Annotated in this window: 19 protein-coding genes; 9 read left to right on the top strand and 10 right to left on the bottom strand. The window is 64.5% G+C overall.

What is annotated here, in order from left to right; genetic code table 11:
- Positions 1–7: 7 nt before the first annotated feature.
- The 7 genes from ACODSD_RS07580 to rluD form a co-directional block, all read right to left on the bottom strand.
- Positions 8–1,087, bottom strand: a complete 1,080-nt coding sequence (locus ACODSD_RS07580) for a ribonucleotide-diphosphate reductase subunit beta (protein ID WP_048410338.1) — start codon at positions 1,085–1,087, stop codon at positions 8–10.
- Between the two features lie 19 nt (positions 1,088–1,106).
- On the bottom strand, positions 1,107–1,331 hold the full coding sequence (locus tag ACODSD_RS07575; RefSeq protein WP_107798792.1) for a hypothetical protein: 225 nt from the start codon (positions 1,329–1,331) through the stop codon (positions 1,107–1,109).
- Positions 1,332–1,344: 13 nt separating this feature from the next.
- A complete protein-coding gene (locus ACODSD_RS07570; protein ID WP_019102819.1) occupies positions 1,345–1,731 on the bottom strand; it encodes a hypothetical protein in 387 nt (128 codons plus the stop codon).
- Positions 1,732–1,917: 186 nt separating this feature from the next.
- Positions 1,918–2,298 carry a DUF6841 family protein gene (locus tag ACODSD_RS07565; protein ID WP_107798793.1) on the bottom strand — a complete coding sequence of 127 codons (381 nt, stop codon included), beginning with the start codon at positions 2,296–2,298 and terminating at the stop codon, positions 1,918–1,920.
- 258 nt (positions 2,299–2,556) lie between these two features.
- Positions 2,557–5,412 (bottom strand): ribonucleoside-diphosphate reductase subunit alpha, encoded by a 2,856-nt coding sequence (locus ACODSD_RS07560; RefSeq protein ID WP_488877092.1) that lies wholly within the window; start codon positions 5,410–5,412, stop codon positions 2,557–2,559.
- 651 nt (positions 5,413–6,063) lie between these two features.
- Positions 6,064–6,819 (bottom strand): peptidoglycan editing factor PgeF, encoded by a 756-nt coding sequence (gene pgeF / locus ACODSD_RS07555; protein WP_488877091.1) that lies wholly within the window; start codon positions 6,817–6,819, stop codon positions 6,064–6,066.
- On the bottom strand, positions 6,809–7,912 hold the full coding sequence (rluD, locus tag ACODSD_RS07550; RefSeq protein ID WP_488877090.1) for a 23S rRNA pseudouridine(1911/1915/1917) synthase RluD: 1,104 nt from the start codon (positions 7,910–7,912) through the stop codon (positions 6,809–6,811). Before rluD ends, pgeF begins: the two co-directional genes overlap by 11 nt.
- On the opposite strand from rluD, the gene ACODSD_RS07545 reads away from it, so the two are divergent.
- Both ACODSD_RS07545 and ACODSD_RS07540 read left to right on the top strand, forming a co-directional pair.
- Positions 7,911–8,702 carry an outer membrane protein assembly factor BamD gene (locus ACODSD_RS07545; RefSeq protein ID WP_107798797.1) on the top strand — a complete coding sequence of 264 codons (792 nt, stop codon included), beginning with the start codon at positions 7,911–7,913 and terminating at the stop codon, positions 8,700–8,702. The two genes, rluD and ACODSD_RS07545, sit on opposite strands and share 2 nt — an antisense overlap.
- A 142-nt stretch (positions 8,703–8,844) precedes the next feature.
- Complete coding sequence (locus ACODSD_RS07540; RefSeq protein WP_488877089.1) at positions 8,845–10,359, top strand: hypothetical protein; 1,515 nt, start codon at positions 8,845–8,847, stop codon at positions 10,357–10,359.
- A 60-nt stretch (positions 10,360–10,419) separates the two neighbouring features.
- Here ACODSD_RS07540 and ACODSD_RS07535 read toward each other — a convergent pair whose 3' ends face one another.
- A complete protein-coding gene (locus ACODSD_RS07535; RefSeq protein ID WP_019100167.1) occupies positions 10,420–10,758 on the bottom strand; it encodes a P-II family nitrogen regulator in 339 nt (112 codons plus the stop codon).
- Positions 10,759–10,906: 148 nt separating this feature from the next.
- Here ACODSD_RS07535 and purL point away from each other — a divergent pair, with 148 nt between their 5' ends.
- Complete coding sequence (purL, locus tag ACODSD_RS07530) at positions 10,907–14,866, top strand: phosphoribosylformylglycinamidine synthase (protein WP_488877088.1); 3,960 nt, start codon at positions 10,907–10,909, stop codon at positions 14,864–14,866.
- Between the two features lie 80 nt (positions 14,867–14,946).
- Here purL and ACODSD_RS07525 read toward each other — a convergent pair whose 3' ends face one another.
- Entirely contained in the window at positions 14,947–15,867 is a 921-nt protein-coding gene (locus ACODSD_RS07525) for a LysR family transcriptional regulator (protein WP_488877087.1), read from the bottom strand.
- A gap of 114 nt (positions 15,868–15,981) precedes the next feature.
- Here ACODSD_RS07525 and ACODSD_RS07520 point away from each other — a divergent pair, with 114 nt between their 5' ends.
- From ACODSD_RS07520 to ACODSD_RS07495, 6 genes are all read left to right on the top strand, one after another.
- Positions 15,982–16,746: a sulfite exporter TauE/SafE family protein gene (locus ACODSD_RS07520; RefSeq protein ID WP_197081470.1), complete on the top strand. Its 765-nt coding sequence runs from the start codon at positions 15,982–15,984 to the stop codon at positions 16,744–16,746.
- 209 nt (positions 16,747–16,955) lie between these two features.
- On the top strand, positions 16,956–17,246 hold the full coding sequence (locus ACODSD_RS07515; protein WP_107798801.1) for a helix-hairpin-helix domain-containing protein: 291 nt from the start codon (positions 16,956–16,958) through the stop codon (positions 17,244–17,246).
- On the top strand, positions 17,246–17,872 hold the full coding sequence (locus ACODSD_RS07510; RefSeq protein ID WP_227103427.1) for a paraquat-inducible protein A: 627 nt from the start codon (positions 17,246–17,248) through the stop codon (positions 17,870–17,872). Before ACODSD_RS07515 ends, ACODSD_RS07510 begins: the two co-directional genes overlap by 1 nt.
- A complete protein-coding gene (locus ACODSD_RS07505) occupies positions 17,854–18,486 on the top strand; it encodes a paraquat-inducible protein A (RefSeq protein WP_107798803.1) in 633 nt (210 codons plus the stop codon). The genes ACODSD_RS07510 and ACODSD_RS07505 overlap by 19 nt, the downstream gene beginning before the upstream one ends.
- Entirely contained in the window at positions 18,476–20,104 is a 1,629-nt protein-coding gene (locus tag ACODSD_RS07500) for a PqiB family protein (RefSeq protein WP_488877086.1), read from the top strand. The genes ACODSD_RS07505 and ACODSD_RS07500 overlap by 11 nt, the downstream gene beginning before the upstream one ends.
- Positions 20,101–20,694 carry a PqiC family protein gene (locus ACODSD_RS07495; protein ID WP_227103423.1) on the top strand — a complete coding sequence of 198 codons (594 nt, stop codon included), beginning with the start codon at positions 20,101–20,103 and terminating at the stop codon, positions 20,692–20,694. The genes ACODSD_RS07500 and ACODSD_RS07495 overlap by 4 nt, the downstream gene beginning before the upstream one ends.
- On the opposite strand, the gene ACODSD_RS07490 is transcribed toward ACODSD_RS07495, so the two are convergent.
- A complete protein-coding gene (locus tag ACODSD_RS07490) occupies positions 20,684–22,195 on the bottom strand; it encodes an amidase (RefSeq protein ID WP_488877085.1) in 1,512 nt (503 codons plus the stop codon). The two genes, ACODSD_RS07495 and ACODSD_RS07490, sit on opposite strands and share 11 nt — an antisense overlap.
- Between the last annotated feature and the right edge of the window lie 63 nt (positions 22,196–22,258).

Below are 22,258 nucleotides of genomic sequence, written 5' to 3'. Positions count from 1 at the left end.
ATGAAATTCAATCCCAGCTCAAAGCCCCACCAGTCTGGTACTCAGTAACCCGCGTCTCAAAGAAGTTCTTCTCTTTCTTCAAGTCAATCATCTCGCTCATCCACGGGAAGGGGTTGTTCACGCCGGGATAGAGCTGGTCCAGGCCAATCTGCTGCATGCGGCGGTTGGCGATGAAGCGCAGGTATTCCTTGAACATGCTGGCGTTCAGGCCCAGCACGCCGCGCGGCATGGTGTCTTCGGCGTAAGCGTATTCCAGTTCCACCGCGTGTTTGAACAGTTCGGTGATCTCGGCCTTGAAGCTTTCGGTCCAGATTTCCGGCTGTTCCAGCTTGATGGTGTTGATCAGGTCGATGCCAAAGTTGCAGTGCATGGACTCGTCGCGCAGGATGTACTGGTACTGTTCCGCGGCGCCGGTCATTTTGTTCTGGCGGCCCAGCGCCAGGATTTGCACAAAGCCCACGTAGAAGAACAGGCCTTCCATGATGCAGGCGAACACGATCAGGGATTTGAGCAGCTTCTGGTCGTTTTCCAGCGTGCCGGTCTTGAAGGCCGGGTCGCACAGTACGTCGATGAAGGGGATCAGGAATTCATCTTTGTCGCGGATGGATTTGATTTCGTTGTAGGCGTTGAAGACTTCGCCTTCGTCCAGGCCCAGGCTTTCCACGATGTATTGGTAGGCGTGGGTGTGGATGGCTTCGTCAAAGGCCTGGCGCAGCAGGAACTGGCGGCATTCCGGGCTGGTGATCTGGCGGTAGGTGCCCAGCACGATGTTGTTGGCGGCCAGGGAGTCCGCGGTCACGAAGAAGCCGAGGTTGCGCTTGACGATGCGCATTTCGTCTTCGGTCAGTTGGCCGGTTTTCCACTGTTCAATGTCGCGCTGCATGTTCACTTCTTGCGGCATCCAGTGGTTGGCGCATTGGGCCAGGTATTTTTCCCATGCCCATTTGTGTTTGAAGGGCACGAGCTGGTTGACGTCGGTGGTGCCGTTGATCACTTTTTTGTCCACCACGTTGACGCGGCCGGCGGCGTTGGCGCCCGCGGAGGGGGCGGCCGGTTTGGTTTCGATGGTGTCGTCAAAGTTCAGCATTAAGGGCTCCTGTCTGGATTTACTCCGCGTCCGGCGCGGTGATTTGGGGCGGCAGTGGCTGCTTGTCGCCAGCCAGGCTGGGGCTGAGCGGCAGGCTGCTTTTGCGCAGTATTTGTATCTGGCGCGGCGCGGCGACAAGTGCCGGCACCGGGTCCAGGTCCACGTGCAGGCTGCCCAGTTTGCGGTAGCCTGCGTCTTTGCCATTTTCGCCATGGCGGGCGATACAGAATGCGGTGGCGCTCATGAGCGGCGTCCTTTCAGAAGCGCAGCTGTTGGCTGAGGCGGTGGATCAGCTGGCGTTCGCTGCTTTCCTCCTGCTCCACCTGGCTGCCGCGCGGCTGCCGCAGCTTCAGCAGCTGGCGGTATTGCCGGTTGGCTTGTTCTATGTCTTGCTTGAGCAGCTCTATTTGCTGCTGCAGTTCTTCCGGCTGGCAGTACACCACCAGCGCGTCCGCTTCCACCCAGGCTTTGCGCCACACTTTCTGGCGCGGCAGGCGGCGGGCTTCGTTGAACAGGTCCTTCCATTCGCAGGGCGGGGCCTGGTTCAGCGTCAGGTACATATTGAACAGCACAAACTGCTTGTCTGGGTTGTGGGTTCTTTGTTCGCAAAACCCGTTGATCCGGATGTTTTCAAACGTTTGCATCTGACCTCCTGCTGAAGCCTGGCTTGTGGCGGCGGGGCCGTGGGCCTCGTCTTCCTGGAACCCGCTCAACACCCGCCGCGCTTGCTTGCTTGGCCTTGAGCTGTTTCCGTCCGCCCGCATCGCGGGCCGGCCGGCGTTTCCATCCCGAAGCCGCCTGAGGGCAAGCGGCTTGAGGCTGGGCACTACTTACTGCTGCGGCGCGTCCTGGTACTGGACCAGGCCGTAAATCTTCCACTGGCCGTCCACCCGTTTCAGGTGGTAGCCGGTGCAGTATTCCCAGGCCGGCTGGTCCTGGCGCTGCACAATCCAGCGCACGCGGGCGCTGGCGGCGTCTTCGCCAAAATTCAGCACGCTGTCCAGCTGGTGGCTGGCGCTGAGAAAGCCCTGGCTGCGGTACCACGCCAGCAAGGCAGTGGTGGTGTCGCGCAGCGATGCCATGTCTTCCCAGCTGCTCAGGTCTCCCTGGTGGATGGCGGTGAAGGGCACGGTGAAGTGCGCGGTCACTTGGGGCACATCCAGCTGGCTGTAGCCAACGGCGTAGCTGTTGAAAAATTCCTCTATGTTCATCCGGTTTCCCCTGGTTTTGTGTGTGTGCGGCTTCCCTTGCCCTTACGGTCTGGCGCGGGTTGTTGCTGCGTTCCCCATTGGCCAGCCGTCTGGACGGGCAGGCGGCTGGCCAATGGGTGGGGCGGCCGGATTACGGGGCCATGTCACAGCCGGCTGCGGGCAGGGGGCTGTGAGATGGAGCCTGGCGGGGGCCAGGCTGGGGGCTTGTTGGCCAGCTCTAAGGAGCCGGCCGTTCAAGCCAGGATGGCTGCTTCCGCCTTATTGGCAGCTCTCGCAATCCGGGTTGTCGATGCTGCAGAACTTGGCGTCGGTGGCCGGGGTGTTGTCCACCATGGCTTCCGGAGCCGCGGCCGCTTGGCTGTGGCTGTTGGACACCGCGTTCAGCTCGCCGCCGCGGCCGGTGGATTTCTCGGCGCTGGTGGCGGCCAGGGTGCGCAGGTAGTAGGTGGTTTTCAGGCCGCGCAACCAGGCGTGCTTGTACAGCTCGTCCAGTTTCTTGCCGGAAGCGCCCGCCATGTACAGGTTCAGGGACTGAGCCTGGTCGATCCACTTCTGGCGGCGGGAGGCCGCTTCCACCAGCCAGCGCGGGTCCAGTTCAAAGGCGGTGGCGTAGATGGCTTTCAGCTCGGCCGGCACGCGGTCGATCTGGCCCAGGCTGCCGTCAAAGTATTTGAGGTCGGCCACCATCACTTCGTCCCACAGGCCGGCGGCTTTCAGGTCGCGCACCAGGTATTCGTTGGTGACGGTGAATTCGCCGGACAGGTTGGATTTGACGAACAGGTTCTGGTAGGTCGGCTCAATGCTCGCCGATACGCCGATGATGTTGGCGATGGTGGCGGTGGGCGCGATGGCCAGGCAGTTGCTGTTGCGCATGCCGTGGGTTTTCACGCGTTCACGCAGCGCGTTCCAGTCCATGCGTTCGCTGCGGTCCACTTCCAGGAAGCCGCCGCGTTCGGCCGCCAGCAGGTTGATGCTGTCGTGCGGCAGGATGCCGCGGTCCCACAGGCTGCCCTTGTAGGACGGGTAGCGGCCGCGTTCTTCCGCCAGTTCGGTGGAGGCCCAGTAAGCGTAGTAGGCCACCATTTCCATGGATTCGTCGGCAAACTCCACCGCGGCGTCGGAGCCGTAGGCCACGCGCTTCTGGTGCAGGCAGTCTTGGAAGCCCATGATGCCCATGCCCACCGGACGGTGTTTCAGGTTGGAGTTGCGCGCCTTCTTCACCGGGTAGAAGTTGATGTCGATCACGTTGTCCAGCATGCGCAGGGCGATGCGGATGGTGCGCTGCAGTTTTTCGGAGTCCAGGCTGCCGTCGGCCTTCAGGTGGGCGGACAGGTTGACGGAACCCAGGTTGCAGACCGCGATTTCGTCCTCATTGGTGTTGAGGGTGATCTCGGTGCAAAGGTTGGAGCTGTGCACCACGCCCATGTGCTGCTGCGGGCTGCGGATATTGCACGGGTCCTTGAAGGTCATCCAAGGGTGGCCGGTTTCAAACAGCATGGTCAGCATTTTGCGCCACAGGGACAGCGCCGGGATGCGCTTGTACACCTTGAGCTCGCCGCGCTCGCCCATGGCTTCGTATTCTTTGTAGCGCTTCTCGAAGGCCGCGCCGTACAGGTCGTGCAGGTCCGGGGCTTCGGACGGGGACAGCAGGGCCCAGTCCGCGCCTTCCATCACGCGCTTCATGAACAGGTCCGGAATCCAGTTGGCGGTGTTCATGTCGTGGGTGCGGCGGCGGTCGTCGCCGGTGTTCTTGCGCAGCTCCAGGAATTCTTCAATGTCCGCGTGCCAGGTTTCCAGGTAGGCGCAGACGGCGCCTTTGCGCTTGCCGCCCTGGTTCACCGCCACGGCGGTGTCGTTGACCACTTTCAGGAACGGCACCACGCCTTGGGATTTGCCGTTGGTGCCCTTGATGTGGGAGCCCATGGCGCGCACGGAGGTCCAGTCATTGCCCAGGCCGCCGGCAAACTTGGACAGCAGGGCGTTTTCCTTGATGCCTTCGTAGATGCCGTCCAGGTCGTCGGCAATGGTGGTCAGGTAGCAGCTGGACAGCTGGCTGCGACGGGTGCCGGAGTTGAACAGGGTGGGGGTGGACGACATGAAGTCGAAGCTGGAGAGCACGTTGTAGAACTCGATGGCGCGCTCTTCGCGGTTCACTTCGTTCAGCGCCAGGCCCATGGCCACGCGCATGTAGAAGGCCTGCGGCATTTCGATGCGGTTGCCGTCCACGTGCAGGAAGTAGCGGTCAAACAGGGTTTGCAGGCCCAGGTAGCCAAACTTCAGGTCGCGGTTGGCGTCCAGCGCGGCGCCCATTTTTTTCAGGTCGTATTCGCCCAGTTTTTCATCCAGCAGTTCGGCGTCGATGCCGTTCTTGATGAAGGTGGGGAAGTACAGCGCGTACTGCTTGGCCATTTCTTCCTGGCTGACGGCTTCGCCCAGGATTTCCAGGCGGATGTTGTTCAGCAGCAGGCGGGCGGTCACGTAATCGTAAGCCGGGTCCTGCTCAATCATGGAGCGGGCGGCCAGGATGGCGGATTTGTTGACTTCGTCTTCGCTGACGCCGTCGTAGATGTTCTTCAGGGTTTCGCTCAGGATGGCGTCGATATCGATGCCGGCCAGGTTCTGGCTGGCGGATTCGATGGTGGCGCGCAGGCGGGCGATGTCCAGCGGCAGCTTGCGGCCGTCTTTGCGCACCACATTGATCTGCACCTGGGTCAGCGCTTCGCCGCGGGCGGCGCGCTCTTGGGCGCGCTGTTCGCGGTACAGCACGTAGGCGCGGGCTACATCATGCTCGCCAAAGCGCATCAGAGACAGTTCCACTTGGTCCTGGATGTCTTCAATGTGGATGGCGCCGCCTTCCGGCTTGCGGCGCATCAGGGCGCTGGCCACTTGTTCGCTCAGCTGGGCGACTTTTTCGCGCAGGCTGGCGGAGGTGGCGCCTTGATGGCCCATGATGGCCAGGAAGGCTTTGGTCATGGCGATGGAGATCTTGACGGGCTCGAACGGCACCACCGCACCGTTGCGACGGATGGTTTTGTACTGGCTGAAATCGGCCTTGGGCGCGGCTGCGCGGCCGAGTTCTGCGGCGGTCTGCCCTTCAAAGGTGGTCAATTGCATGTAGCCCTCGATAAGGTGGGTGGTTGCGTCCTTCCGTTGCTGCGTTTCCCGAGGGGCAGGCCGGCTGTGGACAAATCTGTTGAAAAGCTGTGCGCGAGCTGTGGGTAAACACAATATGTATTGTTTGTAGCTCGCGGAACACCCAAATTCTAGTGTTGAGTATGGGGCAGTACAAGTCTTGACAGCGGAAGATTTAATGGCTGTTTTGGCGTGGACGAGGGGCGAAAGCCCGTGGTTGTTGGCTTTGCGGGGCTTGAGATTTTTTTTTGGCCGGCCGACACATTTCACTCTGTAGGCAGGAAACCTTGCTGAAACAAGCCGCAGCGGGGAGGGCGGCGCGGGCCACTAGATGTTGTGGATTTGCATCAGGGCGCGGACGGCGTCGCACGGGCGGAAATTGGTGCGTAATTGGTGTGTTGGGTTTTTGGCCTGTCCGACCGCGCGGTCAATAAAAAGCCCCGTGGGCGGCGGGGCTGTGGGGAGGGTGGCTTAGAACCTGTTTACGATCTGCTGCGCGTCGGCGATACGGCGTTGAAACCGGATTCGAAATGCTCATGTACCGTATGTACACTCCACTTTCTCAGCCGTTTTCGCCTTGTCTCGCTCTTGCTCGCGAGATCGTAAACACGCTCTTAGATCGTAAACAGGTTCTTACTCCAGCCAGATCAGGCTGGCCATGCGGCCGGTCTGGCCGTCACGGCGGTAGGAGAAGAAGCGCGCGCGGTCTATCACCGTGCATTCTTCGCCGCCGTAGATCTGCTCCACGCCGGCGGCGTTCAGGCGCTGACGCGCCAGCGCGTAGATGTCGGCCAGGAATTTGCCGTCGCCGATATCGCTGAAGGCGGCAGCGGCGGCGGGGTCGTGTTCCATGAAGGCGGCGCGCACTTCCGCGCCCACTTCAAAGGCGTCCGGGCCGATGGCGGGGCCCAGCCAGGCCATCAGCCGCGCCGGGCGTTCCTGGCAGGCGGCCACGGCGGCTTCTATCACGCCCTCGCACAGCCCGCGCCAGCCGGCGTGGGCGGCGGCCACCACCGTGCCTTCGCTATTGCACAGCAGGAGCGGCAGGCAGTCCGCGGTCATCACCGCGCACACCGCGCCGCTTTGGCGGCTGAAGCTGGCGTCGGCGTCCGGCGGCTGGGCGCCCACCTCGGCCGCGTTCAGCACCGTCACGCCGTGCACCTGGTTCAGCCAGGCCGGCTCCGCCGGCAGTTGCTGGCGCAGCAGCGCGCGGTTGGCGGCCACGGCGGCCGGGTCGTCGCCCACGTGCTGGCCCAGGTTCAGGCTGTGGAAGGGCGCGGCGCTGACGCCGCCGTTGCGGGTGGTGATCAGGGTGCGCACATTGGGCGGCGCCGGCCAGCCGGCCTCCAGCCAGTCCGGCGCTTGTTCGGCGGGCCGTTCAGCGGACATAGATCACCTCCACGTCGCCGTCGTCTTCATCGTCCTCTTCGTCCCAGTCCTCGTCTTCCGGCTCGTCCTGCAACTGCGGCAGCGGCGCGGCGTCGGCGGTGTCGCCGTCTCCGCGCAACACGTCCAGCAGGTGGCGCAGGTCGTTCGGCAGCGGGGCTTTCCAGTTGCGCTCCTCGCCGCTGGCCGGGTGCACCAGGGTCAGGGAGTAAGCGTGCAGCGCCTGGCGGCCCAGCGTCTTCACCACGGCGGCCACGCCTTCGTCCATCTTGTGGCGCAGGTTGCCGTAGACCGGATCGCCGGCCAGCGGGTGGTTGGCCTCGCGCATATGCACGCGGATCTGGTGGGTGCGGCCGGTTTCCAGCTTGCATTCAATGTAGGAGTGGCTGGCGAAGCGTTCCAGCACCCGCACATGGGTGATGGCCTGTTTGCCGCCAAACTTCAGCACGGCCATTTTCAGGCGGTTGTGCGGATCGCGGCCCATCTGGGTTTCTATGGTGCCGTCAAACGGCACGTTGCCGTCGGCGATGGCGCGGTAGATGCGCTTGACGGTGCGCGCCTGCAACTGGCGCACCAGCTCGGTCTGGGCCGGCAGCGTCTTGGCCACCACCATCAGGCCGCTCGTGTCTTTGTCCAGACGGTGCACAATGCCGGCGCGCGGCACCTGGGCCAGCGCCGGGCAATGGTGGAGCAGGCCGTTGAGCAGGGTGCCGCTCCAGTTGCCGGAGGCGGGGTGGACCACCAAACCGGCCGGTTTGTTGATCACCAGGATATGATCGTCTTCAAAGATGATGGGCAGGTCCATGGCTTCCGCCTGGAAGGCCATCTCCTCGTTGCTGCGCATCAGGGTGACGTCCAGCTTTTCGCCGCCCAGCACTTTGGTCTTGGGCGCGGCGGGTTTGCCGTCCAACAGCACATGGCCGTCCTTGATCCATTGCGTCAGCCGGCTGCGCGAGTATTCCGGCATCAATTTCGCCAGCGCGGCGTCCAGCCGTTCGCCGCACAGCGACAGCGGAACATCAAGTTGTTGTGTAGCGGATACCTCGTTTTCCGAGATGTCGCTATAATCGTCCGGGTCAAAGTAAGGATCAGTCATGAAAAGATACGTTGTCGCTGCAATGTTGGTGATGGGGCTTGCCGGTTGTGCAACCACGGAAACCTACGATGAGACTCGCGGCTGGACCGTGGAAAAGCTGTATTCGGAAGCGCATGATGAGTTGAACAGCGGCAATTATACCCGCGCTGTCAAGCTCTACGAAACGCTGGAAGCGCGTTTCCCTTACGGGCGCTACGCCCAGCAGGCGCAGATGGACCTGGCTTACACCCATTACAAGGATAATGAGCCGGAGCAGGCCATCGCCTCCGCCGACCGTTTTATCAAGCTTCATCCCACCCATCCAAACCTGGACTACATCTATTATCTGAAAGGCTTGGTGTTTTACAACGATGATTCCGGGCTGCTGGCCAAATGGGCCGGTCAGGACATGAGCGAGCGCGATCCGCGCGCCGCGCGCGAGGCTTTCGCGGCCTTCCGCGAGCTGGTGACGCGCTTCCCCAACAGCATTTACAAGGAAGACGCCTCCAAGAAGATGGAGCGGCTGCTGGACGCGCTGGGCGGCAACGAGATGCACGTGGCCCGTTATTACATGAAGCGCGGCGCTTACCTGGCGGCGGCCAACCGCGCCCAGGGCGTGGTGAAGAGTTACGCCAACACCAAGTATCCGGAAGAGGCGTTGGGCATCATGGTGGCGGCTTACGACAAGCTGTCCATGCCGCAGCTGCGCGACGACGCCAAGCGCGTGTTGGCGCTGAACTACCCCAATAGCGAATACCTGAAAGAAGGCTGGTCCATCGAGGACATGCCGTGGTGGAAGCTGTGGAAGTAAGCCGACCTTAAATGGTTTGAAAGCCCCCGGAATCCGGGGGCTTTTTGTTTGATGTCGCGCAGGCGCAGCGGGGCAAGGGTTTGAGGGCAATGCCTGCGGGATGATATGGTTTCGCCCTTTAAGCTGATAATCATAATTAGCCATGTCCAAAACCTTCGCCTCCCTATTGGCGCTGGCCGTCTTGTGCGCGCCGCTTGCCGCCGCCGCAAAATCAGACTTCGTCCTATTGAAAGCGCGTTACCCGGAAAAGCTGTCCTACGATGGCTCGGCGCAGCTGCTGAGCGCCGGCGGCGGCGAACTGAACGATTCCGCCATGGGTTTGATCGACGTGCTCAAGCTGCGTTTTCCCTGGCATGAGCTGTGGGCGCTGCGTTCGGCCAATGGCCTGAGCTTGCGTCAGGGGGGAATGGAGGCGGCCCTGCCTTTACCCAAGGGCGGCTATTTCACCGCCAGCTATGTGGCGATGTCGCGAGACGGCCTGACCTTGGCTTTTGGAAGCGGCCGGGACGGCAAGCTGGAGGCGGTGCGCTGGCGGCGCGGCGGGACGTTGGAAACGCTGGTGCCTGCCGGCCAGGCCTGGCTGTCCGGCGTCACCGACATCAGCGCCGACGGCCGCACGGTGATTGGCTGGCTGCTGAGCGACGAAGGAGCCATGCCGCGCGGCTTCCAATGGGTGGAGGGCAAGGGCTTCAGCTTGTTGCCGGAGCCCATGAGCCTGCCGCTGGCGCTGAGCGCGGATGGGGCCGTAACGGCCGGCATCGCCCTGCGCGGCGATCTGGACACGCTGCGGCGGATGCGGCGCATGCAAGATTTCATGAATGAAAGCCCGCTGATGAGCGATGGCGTGGCGACTCAGCTGCATGTTTCCGGCGTCCATCTGGGGCGCGGCGATGTGGCCGGCTACTTCAAGCATGCCGACACCGGCATGTGGCACGGCTTTGTCTGGAACTCGGACGAGGGCAAGCCAAGCCGGCGCGAGTCCTTGCCGTGGCCGGTCGAGGCGGAAGGCAAGATGGATGACGCGCAGCGCGACGCTCAGGTGTTGGCCTGGGCCGGCATGAGCGGCGCAGACGGGAAGATCTTCACGGAAAGCGACGCCGTGCGTTGGCGCGCGGGCGAGAGCGTCAGCGTGATCCGCGCCAAGTCGGTGTTGGAGGGCTTGTCCGCGGACGGGCGCACGGTTTTTGTGTCCTTTGACCGGGAAAACGACCATAGGCGCGCCTTCGTGCAAATCTCGCCGGAGGGCGAGGCGGATCTGGAGGCGGCGGTGCGCGCGGAAACCCGCAAGGAGAGCCTGGGGATGTTCTTGCGTTCGGTTTCCGAGGATGGCCGCCGCGTATGGCTGAGCGCGTCCGCTACGGACGGAGAGCACCCGCTGCGCTTGGAAAACGGCAAGCTGGCGCCGTTCTCGCCGGTGATCGGCGATCTGACGCTGACCGCTTATAGTCAGGACGGCCGCGTGGTGGCGGGCATCTCCACCCAGCCGGAGCAGGGCGGCTACGCCACTTTGCGCTGGCATTTTGGCGCGCCCAAGACGCAGCGCCTGTTCTGCCCGGGCGAGGAGCGGAGCAGCAGCCACATCGTCATGTCCGGGGACGGCAAGGTGGTGGCCGCGGGGCAGGATACGCATACCTGCCTGTTCGGGCCTTTGGATTAAATGACAAGGCCCCGCGGAAGCGGGGCCTTGGAGAACGGGTTCCGGCGCTTGCCGGTGGGCTTAAATCGCCTGTTCGTTGGTTTCGCCGGTGCGGATGCGCACCACTTGCTCCACCGGGGTGACGAAGATCTTGCCGTCGCCTATCTTGCCGGTGCGGGCGGTGGCGACGATGGTTTCGATGGCGCGCTCCACCAGGTCGTCCGGCAGGATCACTTCCACTTTCACCTTGGGTAAAAAGTCCACCACGTATTCGGCGCCGCGATAGAGCTCGGTATGGCCCTTCTGGCGGCCAAAGCCCTTGACTTCGGTGACGGTCAGGCCGTTGATGCCCAGCTCGGACAGGGCCTCGCGCACCTCGTCCAGTTTGAACGGCTTGATCACGGCTTCAACCTTTTTCATGCTGGAAGCTCCTTGCTGATGAGAAGAAATGCTGTCTAAATGCGGATTATTTTATTAAGCGACGGACATCCGGGCAATTAGCCGCTTAAAACAAACAGTGAATTGCTGTATTATGACGCGCTTTCCTGATACTTGTCGCGGGTGTCTAATGTCTTACCTTACCAAGCTCCGTGGCGGCGTTGCGCTGTCGCCGTTCCGTCTTGAAAAACTGCTTGCCGCAGCCGCCGAAGCCGGGCTGCCGGACCTCAGCATCAGTGCCGAATTCTGGCATTTCGCCGAAAGCGAAACCGAACTGACGCTGGAAGAGCAGGCCACCTTGGGCAAGTTGCTGAGTTACGGCGAAGCGCCGCTGGCTGGCCAGCCGGATGGCGAACTGTTTCTGGTGACGCCGCGATTGGGCACTTTGTCGCCCTGGGCCTCCAAGGCCACCGATATCGCCCAGCACTGCGGGCTGGGAGGGATTTACCGCATCGAACGCGGCACCGCCTTCTGGGTTAAGTCCGCGCAACAATCTTTAAATGAAGAGGCTCGTCATATTTTGACGGGCCTCTTGCACGATAGGATGACGGAAACGGTGTTGGCCTCGCTGGACGACGCCGCCCGCCTGTTTGTCCATCAAGATCCGCAGCCGATGAGCAGCGTGGACATCCTCGCCGGCGGCCGCGCGGCGCTGGAGGCGGCCAACGCCGATCTGGGCCTGGCCCTGTCCGAGGACGAAGTGGAATATCTGGTGGAAAACTTCACCAAGATGCGCCGCAATCCCACCGACGTGGAATTGATGATGTTCGCGCAGGCCAACTCCGAGCACTGCCGCCACAAGATTTTCAACGCCAAATTCATCATCGACGGCGAGGAGCAGGAAAAGTCGCTGTTCCGCATGATCCGGGACACCCACGACGCCAATCCGCAAGGCACGCTGGTGGCGTACAAGGACAACGCCTCGGTGATTGAAGGCGCTTTCATCGAGCGCTTCTATCCGCAGCCGGAAGGCCACGGCTACGCTTACCACAGCGAGCCCACCGATATTCTGATGAAGGTGGAAACCCATAACCACCCGACGGCGATTTCGCCGTTCGCCGGCGCGTCCACCGGCAACGGCGGCGAAATCCGCGACGAGGGCGCCACCGGCCGCGGCTCGCGTCCCAAGGCCGGCATGACCGGTTTCACCGTATCCAATCTGAACATCCCCGGCTTTGTGCAGCCGTGGGAACGTTACAGCGACGTAGCGGCGCAATACGGCAAGCCGGAGCGCATCGCCTCCGCCTTGCAGATCATGCTGGAAGGTCCTATCGGCGGCGCGGCGTTCAATAATGAGTTCGGCCGTCCCAATCTGACCGGCTATTTCCGCACCTTCGAAGAAGCGGTGGAGGGCGAGATGCGCGGCTATCACAAGCCGATCATGATCGCCGGCGGCCTGGGCAATATCCAGCAGCAGCAAATCCACAAGAACGAGATTCCGGAAGGCGCGCTGCTGATTCAGCTGGGCGGCCCCAGCCTGTTGATCGGCCTGGGCGGCGGCGCGGCTTCGTCCATGGACACCGGCGCCAATAGCGCGGACCTGGACTTCGACTCGGTACAGCGCGGCAACCCGGAAATCGAACGCCGTTGCCAGGAGGTGATCGACCGTTGCTGGCAGATGGGCGACGCCAACCCCATCGTGTCGATTCACGACGTGGGCGCCGGCGGCCTGTCCAACGCCTTCCCGGAGCTGGTGAACGACGCCGGCCGCGGCGCCGTCTTCCATTTGCGTAAAGTGCACCTGGAAGAAAAGGGCATGACGCCGATGCAGATCTGGTCCAACGAGTCGCAGGAGCGCTATGTGATGGCGGTGCTGCCGCAGGATCTGGAACGCTTCACCGCGCTGTGCGAACGCGAGCGCTGCCCGTTCGCGGTGCTGGGCGTGGCCACCGACGACGGCCATCTGCAAGTGCGCGACGATCACTTCGACAACAAGCCGGTGGACATGCCGCTGGAGGTGTTGCTGGGCAAGCCGCCGCGGATGACCCGCGACGTAGCCACTCGCGAACGCGATCTGGCCATCTTCGACGCCTCGCGTTTTGAATTGAAGGAAACCGCGCTGCGCGTGCTGCGCAACCCGACGGTGGCGGACAAATCCTTCCTGATCACCATCGGCGACCGCACCGTGGGCGGCATGACCGCGCGCGATCAGATGGTGGGCCGCTGGCAGGTGCCGGTGGCGGACGTGGCCGTCACCACCATGGGTTTCAACACCTACCGCGGCGAAGCGATGGCGATGGGCGAACGCACGCCCACCGCGTTGTTCGACGCGCCGGCCTCCGGCCGCATGGCGATAGGCGAGGCGCTGACCAATATCGCCGCCTCTTTTGTCGGCCACCTGGGCAACGTCAAGCTGTCCGCCAACTGGATGGCCGCCGCCGGCCACCCGGGCGAGGAAGCGCGCCTGTACCGTACGGTGGACGCGGTGTCCAAGCTGAGCCAGGACCTGGGCATCAGCATCCCGGTGGGCAAGGATTCCTTGTCGATGAAGACGGTGTGGGAAGAGGCCGGCGAGAAGAAAGCCGTGACCGCGCCGCTGTCGCTGATCATTTCCGCTTTCTCCCCGGTGGAAGACGTGCGCAAAACCGCCACGCCGGAGCTGAAAGAGGACAAGGATACCGATCTGATCCTGATCGATCTGGGCTACGGCCGCTGCCGTCTGGGCGGTTCCATCTACGGCCAGGTATGGAAGGCGATGGAAGGCAAGGCGCCGGACGTGGAAAGCCCGCACCAGTTGGCGGCCTTCTTCAACACCGTGCAGACGCTGTTGCGCGACGATATGTTGCTGGCCTATCACGACCGCTCCGACGGCGGCCTGTTCGTGACCTTGTCGGAAATGATGTTCGCCGGCCATATCGGCGTCACCATCGATCTGCAGGAACTGGTGATCGAGCGCAAGAACACCCAGCGCATCATCGACGACTTCGTGCAGCCCACTCAGGAAGCCGCCACCCATGGCCGCCTGATGCGGGTGCTGTTCAATGAAGAGTTGGGCGCGGTGTTGCAGGTGAAGAAATCCGACACGCCGGAAGTGATTTCGCGCTTCATGAAGGCCGGCATCGGCCGCGAGCTGTTCGTGATTGGCCGCGTGAACAACAAGGACCGCCTGGTGATCAAGCACCGCGGCGTGGAGTTGTTCAACGAGAGCCGTTCCGATCTGCACCGCGAATGGTCCGAGACCAGCGCCCGCATGCAGCGCCTGCGCGACAATCCGGCCTGCGCCGACAGCGAACACCTGCTGCGTTCCAGCCCGAAAGCGCCGGGCCTGAGCGCCAAGCTGAGCTTCGACGTGCACGCCGATCCGGCGGCGCCCTTCGTCGCCGGCGGCGCGCGCCCGCGCCTGGCGGTGCTGCGCGAGCAGGGCGTCAACGGCCAGTTGGAGATGGCGGCCGCTTTCGACCGCGCCGGTTTCGACACCGTGGACGTGCATATGAGCGACGTCATCAGCGGCCGCGTGTCGCTGGCGGACTTCAAGGGCCTGGCCGCCTGCGGCGGCTTCAGCTACGGCGACGTGCTGGGCGCCGGCGAAGGCTGGGCCAAGAGCATTCTGTTCAATCCGCGCGCCCGCGATCAGTTCGAGGCCTTCTTCGGCCGCGGCGACACTTTCGCGCTGGGCGTGTGCAACGGCTGCCAGATGATGTCCAATCTGTCGTCCATCATCCCGGGCGCCGAACACTGGCCCAAGTTCCACCGCAACGCTTCCGAGCAGTTCGAGGCGCGCTTCGCCATGGTGGAGGTGACGGCCTCGCCGTCCATCTTCCTGGGCGATATGGTGGGCAGCCAGCTGCCGGTGGTGGTCAGCCACGGCGAGGGTCGCGCGGTGTTCGCGCCGGGCGCGCAGGAGCAGGCGCTGACGGCGTTGCGCTATGTCGATTTCGACGGCCGCGCCACCCAGACCTATCCGCTGAACCCCAACGGCTCGCCGGCGGGCATCACCGGGGTGACCACGGCCGACGGCCGCTTCACCATCATGATGCCGCACCCGGAACGGGTGTTCCGCACGGTGCAGAACAGCTGGCACCCGGCGGATTGGGGCGAGAACGGCGCTTGGTACCGGATGTTCGCCGCCGCCCGCCGCTGGGTGGGTTGAGCGGGGCCATGGCGGGCCGGTGTTCCGGCCCATGGTGAGCACGATCGAAACGGAAGCTTTGGCTTCCGTTTTTTTATGGTTCAGCGCGCTTTAAGCCCGTAGCCGGCGTCGCGGGCGGCCGCGCGCACCTCCTCCAGCAATAGCCGGGCTTTGCGCGGAATGCGGCGGTTGGCGAAGACGGCGTGCATCTGCGGATTGTCGCCGTGGCTGGAGACGATGCGGTAATCCGGGCACAGCCGCAGCAGCTGGCCGGCGCGGACCAGCGGCTCGGCCAGCCAATCGCCCAGGCGGGCGATGCCCAGGCCGGCCAGCACGGCGTGGAGCACGGCGCTGCCGGAGCTGACGCGGTGCCAGGGCGTCAGATTGAGGCTGAGCTGGTGGCCGGCGGACACGAAGTTCCAGGCTTTCAGCACGCGCGGCGCGGAGTGGATCAGCACCCGGTGCTCCGGCAGTTGTTCCGGCGTTTGCGGCGCGCCGTGGCGCTCGACATAGGCCGGGCTGGCGTAGAGGTGGCGCTGGTAATCCCACAGCGGGTAGCCGATCAGCTCGCTGGAGGCGGGGAAGGCGCCGCGGATGCTGAAGTCCAGCTTCTCGCGTATCGGGTCCAGTATGGTGTCGCTGTACAGCACGTCGAAGCGCAGCTCCGGGTTGGCGTCGGCCATGCGGGTCAGCACCGGCGGCAAGAGCGCGTGGCTCATCGCCTCCGGCGCGGAAAAGCGCAGCAGGCCGCGCGGCGCCTCGCTCAAGGCCGCCAGCTCGTCCTCGGCTTCTTCCTGCAGGTCCAGCATCTTGCGCGCCGCGGCGTAATAGCTTTCGCCGGCCAGGGTTAGATTGACCTGTTTTTGCGAGCGCGCCAGCAGGCTGCCGCCCAGCGCTTCTTCCAGCGTCTGCACCGCGCGTGTGGCGCTGCTGGGCGATGTGCCCAGCTGGCGCGCGGCGGCGACAAAGCTTTTTCTTTCCACCACCGCGCAGAACACGCGCAATTCCCATAATGATTTCATCCCGGCCCCGGCATTCTGATTGCGATTTTCGCAATACGGTATTGCAAGCACGCTTGGCTGGCAAGGCATAGAATCTTGTCCTAACTGTAAGCGGCGCGGAGCCGGGAGAAGTGGATGCTGTTGACCTTGAGTTTTTTGTGCGTGATTGCCTTCGCCGCCGGCCTGGTGGACGCGGCGGTGGGCGGCGGCGGCCTGATTCAGATTCCGGCCTTGTTCAGCGCCTTGCCCAATCTGGCGCCGGCCACGGTGTTCGGCACCAATAAGCTGGCGGCGGCCATGGGCACCTTGTCCGCCGCGCGTTCCTATCTGAAGCGGGTCAAGGTGCCGTGGCGCTTGGTGTTGCCGGCGGCGGTGGCGGCCTTCTTCATGTCCATCGCCGGCGCGGCCACGGTCAGCCTGATCGACAAGGCCGTGCTGCGCCCCCTGGTGTTGGCGCTCCTGGTGGTGATGGCGGTGTACACCTTGTGGAAGAAGGACTTCGGCTCCCTGCACAAGCCGGTGGCGATAGGCCGGCGCGAAATGGCGATAGGCATGGCCATCGGCGGCGCCATCGGTTTTTACGACGGCCTGTTCGGCCCCGGCACCGGCAGCTTTCTGATGTTTTTGTTCATCCGCTTTTTCGCTTTCGATTTTCTGCACGCCTCGGCCTCGGCCAAGGTGGTGAACCTGACCACCAACTGCGCGGCGCTGCTGTTCTTCATCCCCGCCGGTCATGTGCTGTTTCAGTACGCGCTGCCGATGGCGGTGTGCAATATGGCCGGCGCGACGGTGGGCACCTGGGTGGCGATGAAGAAGGGCACCGGCTTTGTGCGGGTGCTGTTCCTGCTGTTGACCAGCACCTTGATCCTCAAGCTGGGCTGGGACATTTTCCACGGCTGAGCGTCTGTTCAAGTCCGCCGTGCTGGACCGGGCGCGGCGGGCGCCGTTGCGCAAGGCGCATTTGCCGCCTCCCTTCCGTTTCTTCCTTTCCTCCCTCCTTGTCTCGCCTAATTCTCGGGATGTTGAACGGCCTCCGGGCCGGGCCGGCTTTTGAACTCTGGCGCGGCCTCCTTTATGATGCGGGTTGTCGCCATCTGTGCTGAGAGTTTATGCATCCATCACGTTGTCCGCCCGCGGCGCGGGCGCGGCATTTGCGCGAGCTGCCCAATATCGGCCCCAGCCTGGCCGAGGACCTGCGCCTGCTCGGCATCGAAGAGCCGCGCCAATTGCGCGGTGCCGAGCCTTTGCGGCTGTACCACCGTTTGTGCGAACTGACCGGAACCCGGCAGGACCCGTGCGTGCTGGATACGCTGATGTCGGTGGTCCATTACATGGACAGCGACGAGGCGCGGCCGTGGTGGAGCTTCACCGCCGAGCGCAAGGCGAAAGGCGGCTACTGATGACGCGGCCGGACGCCGATTCCAAGCTGACCGCCTGCCACGATTGCGATCTGCTGATGCGGGTGGCGTTGAAGGGGGAGGGCCGGGCGTGCTGCCCGCGCTGCGGCGCTTTGGTGCGCCGTTACGGCGCGCAGCGGCAGGACGCCGAGCTGGCGCTGCTGCTGACCGGGGTGATCGCCTTTCTGCTGGCCAACGTCTATCCGGTGGTGACCCTGGAGGCCGCCGGAGCCCGCAGCGCGGCCACCTTGTGGCAGACGGTGGTGGCGCTGGAGCGTCAGGGCATGTTGTCGGTGGCGATGCTGGTGATGTTCACCGGCATCGTGATGCCGTCGCTGGAGCTGGGCAGCATGCTCTATGTGCGGCTGCCGCTGGCCTTCGGCCATGTGCCGCGCGGCTTTCCCTGGCTGATGCGGCTGAAGATACTGACCCGCCCGTGGTGCATGGTGGAAGTGTTTTTGCTGGGCATCCTGGTGTCCCTGGTCAAACTGGTCAGCCTGGCCACCGTGCACGTGGGCGTGGGCCTGATGGCCTTGTTCGCCTTGATCGTGTTGATGGCGGCCAGCGCCAGTCGTTTCAATCCGGAAGACTTGTGGGAGCGTTGTCAGCAATGTCGGACTACCGCGTGAAAACCGCCGCGCAGTCCGGCCTGTGGCTGTGCCACGGCTGCGGGCTGCTGTGCCGGGCCGGAGAAGGCGCCCAATCCTGCCCGCGCTGCCACGCCGCGCTGCACTCGCGCAAGCCGCACAGCCTGCAGCGCAGCTGGGCCTTGCTGCTGGCGGCGATGGTGGCCTATCTGCCCGCCAATCTGCTGCCTATCATGGAAACCTCCACCATCATGGGCATGCAGAACGACACCATCATGAGCGGGGTGGTGTATTTGTGGAAATCCGGCTCCTGGCCGCTGGCGCTGGTGGTGTTCACCGCCAGCGTGCTGGTGCCGCTGTTGAAGATTTTGGCCTTGCTGCTCTTGCTGGTGACGGTGCAGCTGGGTTCCGGCTGGGCGCCGCGGCAACGGACGCGGCTGTATCGGGTGGTGGAGGTGATCGGCCCGTGGTCGATGTTGGACATTTACGTGGTGGCCCTGATGGTGGCGCTGGTGCAATGGCAGTCGCTGGCGTCGATCAAGGCCGGGCCGGGGGCGATCGCCTTCGGCACGGTGGTGGTGCTGACCATGGTGGCGGCGATGAGTTTCGATCCCAGGTTGATCTGGGATCAGGTAAAGGAAGACGATGAGCAGTGATCAACCCGAAAAACCGGCCGCAGCCGGCGAGGACTTGCCGGCCGCGGTGCCGGTGAAGCGGCGGCGCTGGTCGCCGTCGCTGGTGTGGCTGATTCCGGTGGTGGCGGCGGTGATAGGCGGCTGGTTGGCGGTGAGCGCGGTCTTGTCGCGCGGGCCCACCATCACCATCGCCTTCCAGAACGCGGAAGGGCTGGAGGCGGGCAAAACCCGGATCAAGTACAAGGACGTGGAGATCGGCGAGGTGAAGGCGGTGTCGGTGAGTTCGGACCGCCAGTCCATCCTGGTCACCGCGGAGCTGAGCAAGAACGTGGACGATTACCTGGTGGCGGACAGCCGTTTCTGGGTGGTGCGGCCGCGCATTTCCGGCGGCAGCGTGTCCGGTCTGGGCACGGTGCTGGGCGGTTCCTACATCGGCATGGACGTGGGCAAGAGCAAGGAGCGCCGCACCGAGTTCAAGGGCCTGGAAGTGCCGCCCATCATCAACGCAGACCTACCGGGCAAGATGTTCGTGCTGCGCTCCGACAATCTGGGCTCGCTCAACGCCGGCTCGCCGGTGTATTTCCGCCGCGTGCCGGTGGGCCAGGTGGTGGGCTACGAGCTGGACCCGGCCGGCAGCGCGGTGAAGCTGTCAGTGTTCATCAACGCGCCTTATGATCACTTCGTCACCGTCAACAGCCGCTTCTGGCACGCCAGCGGCATCGACGTGGCCATCGGCGCCAACGGCCTGAGCGTCAACACCCAGTCCTTGGCGGCGATTGCGCTGGGCGGCATCGCCTTTGAAACCCCGCTCAGCGACGGGCCGGACAAGGCGCCGGACGCCAAATACCTGTTCCTGCTCAATGAAACCCGCGAAAAAGCGCTGCAGAACCGCGACCGGGAAACCCAGTCCTTCCGGCTGAAGTTTCGGCAGTCGGTGCGCGGCCTGACCGTGGGCGCGCCGGTGGATTTTCGCGGCATCACCTTTGGCGAAGTCACCGCCATCGGCATCGAATACGCGGCGGCGCGCAAGGACTTCGACATGACGGTGGACATCCGCACCTATCCCAGCCGGCTCAACACCCTGTCCGGCGATCACAGCCTGTCGGCCAAGATTTCCGTGGAATCCCTGGTGCGCAACGGCTTGCGCGCCCAGCTGCGCTCCGGCAGCCTGATCACCGGTCAGCTTTACGTGGCGCTGGACTTCTTCCCCGAGGCCAAGCCGGCCAAGGTGGCGGTGCGCAACGGCATGACCGAGTTGCCGACGCTGCCGGGCGATCTGGAAGAACTGCAGCGGGTATTGCAGCGCATTGCGCGCCGGCTGGACAAGGTGCCGTTCGACAGCATAGGCGAGGAGCTGAATCAATCGTTGAAATCGCTGCACCAGACGCTGGACGGCATGCGCAAGCTGTCCGAGAACATGGACGGCAAGGTGCTGCCGCAGGCGGTGAAAACGCTGGAAGACTTGCAGAAAACGCTGGAAAGCACGCGCCAGACGATGCAGGCGGATTCGCCGCTGCAGCAGGACGTGCGCGCGGCGGCGCAGGAGGTGTCGGAAACGGCGCGCAGTTTCCGCGCGCTGGCCGATTACCTGGACCGCCATCCGGAAGCGTTGATACGCGGCAAGGGAGAGAAAAAATGAAATCCATCGCGCTGAGCTTGATCATGCTGGCGCTGCTAAGCGCCTGCGCCTCGCCGCCCACCACCTTCCATCAATTGCGGCCGGCGCTGTCGACGGCGGCCGCGACCCCCGTGCTGGGCGTCAGCGTGATGGTGGGGCCGGCTAGTCTGCCCGCGGGGCTGGAGCGACCCCAGCTGGTAGTGGAAGACGCCGCCGGCAATGTTGAATTGCTGGACTTGCAACGCTGGGCCGGTCCGCTGGACCGCATGCTGACGCAAGCCGTGGCGGCGGACCTGTCCCGCTCGCTGGGCCTGGCCAGCATCTACGCCTATCCGCAACCGGGCATGGGCGGCGGGGACGTCCGCTTATTGCTGGACGTGCGCCAGCTGCGCCTGCGTCCGGGGCGCGACGCCTCGCTGGAAGTGGCTTGGCAGGCGCTGCCGACGCAGGGCGACAAACGGCCGCTGGCCAGCGGTTATTTCCTGCAGAGTCAGCCTTTGGCGACGCCGGACGCCGCGGCGGCCGCGGCCGGCCTGCAGACGCTGGTGACCGAGCTGGGCCGCCGGCTGGCCGGCGAGTTGGGGCCGGCTCTGGCCGGCTTCAAGCGCTAGGCGGGGCCGGCGGGCGCCGTTGCGCCCACGGTCTGGCCTGCTCCAACTGGCGGGCCAGCCGCAGCAGGGTCAGGTCGTCGCCGCAGCGCGCGACGAATTGCACGCCTATCGGCAGCCCGGCCTGGCTCCAGTACAGCGGCACGCTCATTGCCGGCTGTCCGCTCATATTGAAGGGTATGGTCCAGCCCAGATACTCCATCAGACGGCGCGAAGTGGCCGGGATCAACTGGCCGAAGCGCAAAGTCCAGTCCCAGCCCAGCTTGCCCAGCATCCAGCGCGAGATCGCGGTTTCGGCGGCGCTGGGCCCCAGGCCGCCGACGAGGGCGGGCGGCTGGTTCAGGGTCGGGGTGGCCAGCGCGTCGTAGCGCTGGTGGAAGGTTTCCATGATCCGGGCCTGCTCCCAGGCGAAACCGCGCGCCCAGGCCAGCTCACCGGCGCTGAGCCGCTCGCCGTAGCGCGCCAGCGCCCAGCTGGCCGCTTCCAGTTGCTGGTGGCGCGCCGGCTTGCCGGTGCGGCGCTCGATGTCGCGCAGCAGGCCGGCCATCTCGCCGCAGATGATGGCCAGCATCGCGCGGTTGTATTCCTCCGGCGACGCCAGCGGCGGCGACGCTTCTTCCACCTCGTGTCCCAGCTCGGTCAGCAAGGCCAGCGCGTCGTCCAGCGCGGCGGCGCAGTCCGGGTGCAGCGCGCCGCCCAGGATAGGGCGCTTGCTCCAGGCGATGCGCAGCTTGCCGGGCTCGCGCTGATGCGCGGCGAAAAAGCTTTGTTCCGGCGCCGGCCAGTAATAGGCCTCGCCGCCGCGCGGGCCGCCGGCCAGCAGGTCCAGCATCGCCGCGCTGTCGCGCACGCTGCGCGTCAGCGCGTGTTGGCAGACCAGGCCCTGCCAGCCCTCGCTGTAGTCCGGTCCGGCCGGGCCGCGTCCGCGGCTGGGCTTGAGGCCGAACACGCCGCAGTTGGAGGCGGGAATACGGATGGAGCCGCCGCCGTCGCCGCCGTGGGCGATGGGCACGATGCCGGCGGCCACCGCCGCGGCCGAGCCGCCGCTGGAGCCGCCCGGGGTGCGGGTCAGGTCCCAGGGATTGCGGCTGAGGCCGTAGACCTCGGATTCGGTGTAGGGGCTGAGGCCCAGTTCAGGCGTGGCGGTTTTGCCGATGAAGATCAGGCCGCCCTGGCGATAACGTTGGATGATGTCGGCGTCGCGCGGCGCGACGTAGCCGTCGAACAGGCGGCTGCCGTTGCGAGTGGGCACGCCGGCGATGTCGGCCAGCAAATCCTTGATCAGCACCGGGCAGCCGGCAAGCGGGCCGGCGCCTTGCGCTTGCCGCAACTGGGCCTGAGCCTGTTCCGGCAGCGGCAGGCAGACCGCGTTCAGCGCCGGATTCCAGCGCTCCAGCCGTGCCTGGGCGGCGGCCGCGGCCTCGCCGGCGCTGATCTGGCCATCGGCGATCAGCTGGGCCAGGCCAATGCCGTCGTATTGTTCATAGTCGTTGAAAACGGTCATGCGATCCTCGTGGCGATGCGGTGGCGTAGGCTTATGCTAACGGTATCGTTGGCGCAAGGCCAG

This window comes from Chromobacterium sp. FG22 (assembly GCF_057809415.1).
The sequence above is the reverse complement of the archived record's forward strand: the minus strand, read 5'-3'. Positions and strand labels throughout refer to the sequence as shown.

What these genes read in the sequence shown, in the direction of transcription:
- ACODSD_RS07565 (WP_107798793.1), bottom strand. Translation starts at nt 2,298, where the DNA reads ATGAACATAGAGGAATTTTTCAACAGCTACGCCGTTGGCTACAGCCAG.
- ACODSD_RS07510 (WP_227103427.1), top strand. Translation starts at nt 17,246, where the DNA reads ATGACGCGGCCGGACGCCGATTCCAAGCTGACCGCCTGCCACGATTGC.
- ACODSD_RS07580 (WP_048410338.1), bottom strand. Translation starts at nt 1,087, where the DNA reads ATGCTGAACTTTGACGACACCATCGAAACCAAACCGGCCGCCCCCTCC.
- ACODSD_RS07560 (WP_488877092.1), bottom strand. Translation starts at nt 5,412, where the DNA reads ATGCAATTGACCACCTTTGAAGGGCAGACCGCCGCAGAACTCGGCCGC.
- ACODSD_RS07520 (WP_197081470.1), top strand. Translation starts at nt 15,982, where the DNA reads ATGCTGTTGACCTTGAGTTTTTTGTGCGTGATTGCCTTCGCCGCCGGC.
- ACODSD_RS07490 (WP_488877085.1), bottom strand. Translation starts at nt 22,195, where the DNA reads ATGACCGTTTTCAACGACTATGAACAATACGACGGCATTGGCCTGGCC.
- rluD (WP_488877090.1), bottom strand. Translation starts at nt 7,912, where the DNA reads ATGACTGATCCTTACTTTGACCCGGACGATTATAGCGACATCTCGGAA.
- pgeF (WP_488877091.1), bottom strand. Translation starts at nt 6,819, where the DNA reads ATGTCCGCTGAACGGCCCGCCGAACAAGCGCCGGACTGGCTGGAGGCC.
- ACODSD_RS07570 (WP_019102819.1), bottom strand. Translation starts at nt 1,731, where the DNA reads ATGCAAACGTTTGAAAACATCCGGATCAACGGGTTTTGCGAACAAAGA.
- ACODSD_RS07515 (WP_107798801.1), top strand. Translation starts at nt 16,956, where the DNA reads ATGCATCCATCACGTTGTCCGCCCGCGGCGCGGGCGCGGCATTTGCGC.
- ACODSD_RS07545 (WP_107798797.1), top strand. Translation starts at nt 7,911, where the DNA reads ATGAAAAGATACGTTGTCGCTGCAATGTTGGTGATGGGGCTTGCCGGT.
- ACODSD_RS07500 (WP_488877086.1), top strand. Translation starts at nt 18,476, where the DNA reads ATGAGCAGTGATCAACCCGAAAAACCGGCCGCAGCCGGCGAGGACTTG.
- ACODSD_RS07575 (WP_107798792.1), bottom strand. Translation starts at nt 1,331, where the DNA reads ATGAGCGCCACCGCATTCTGTATCGCCCGCCATGGCGAAAATGGCAAA.
- ACODSD_RS07495 (WP_227103423.1), top strand. Translation starts at nt 20,101, where the DNA reads ATGAAATCCATCGCGCTGAGCTTGATCATGCTGGCGCTGCTAAGCGCC.
- ACODSD_RS07525 (WP_488877087.1), bottom strand. Translation starts at nt 15,867, where the DNA reads ATGAAATCATTATGGGAATTGCGCGTGTTCTGCGCGGTGGTGGAAAGA.
- ACODSD_RS07505 (WP_107798803.1), top strand. Translation starts at nt 17,854, where the DNA reads ATGTCGGACTACCGCGTGAAAACCGCCGCGCAGTCCGGCCTGTGGCTG.
- ACODSD_RS07540 (WP_488877089.1), top strand. Translation starts at nt 8,845, where the DNA reads ATGTCCAAAACCTTCGCCTCCCTATTGGCGCTGGCCGTCTTGTGCGCG.
- ACODSD_RS07535 (WP_019100167.1), bottom strand. Translation starts at nt 10,758, where the DNA reads ATGAAAAAGGTTGAAGCCGTGATCAAGCCGTTCAAACTGGACGAGGTG.
- purL (WP_488877088.1), top strand. Translation starts at nt 10,907, where the DNA reads ATGTCTTACCTTACCAAGCTCCGTGGCGGCGTTGCGCTGTCGCCGTTC.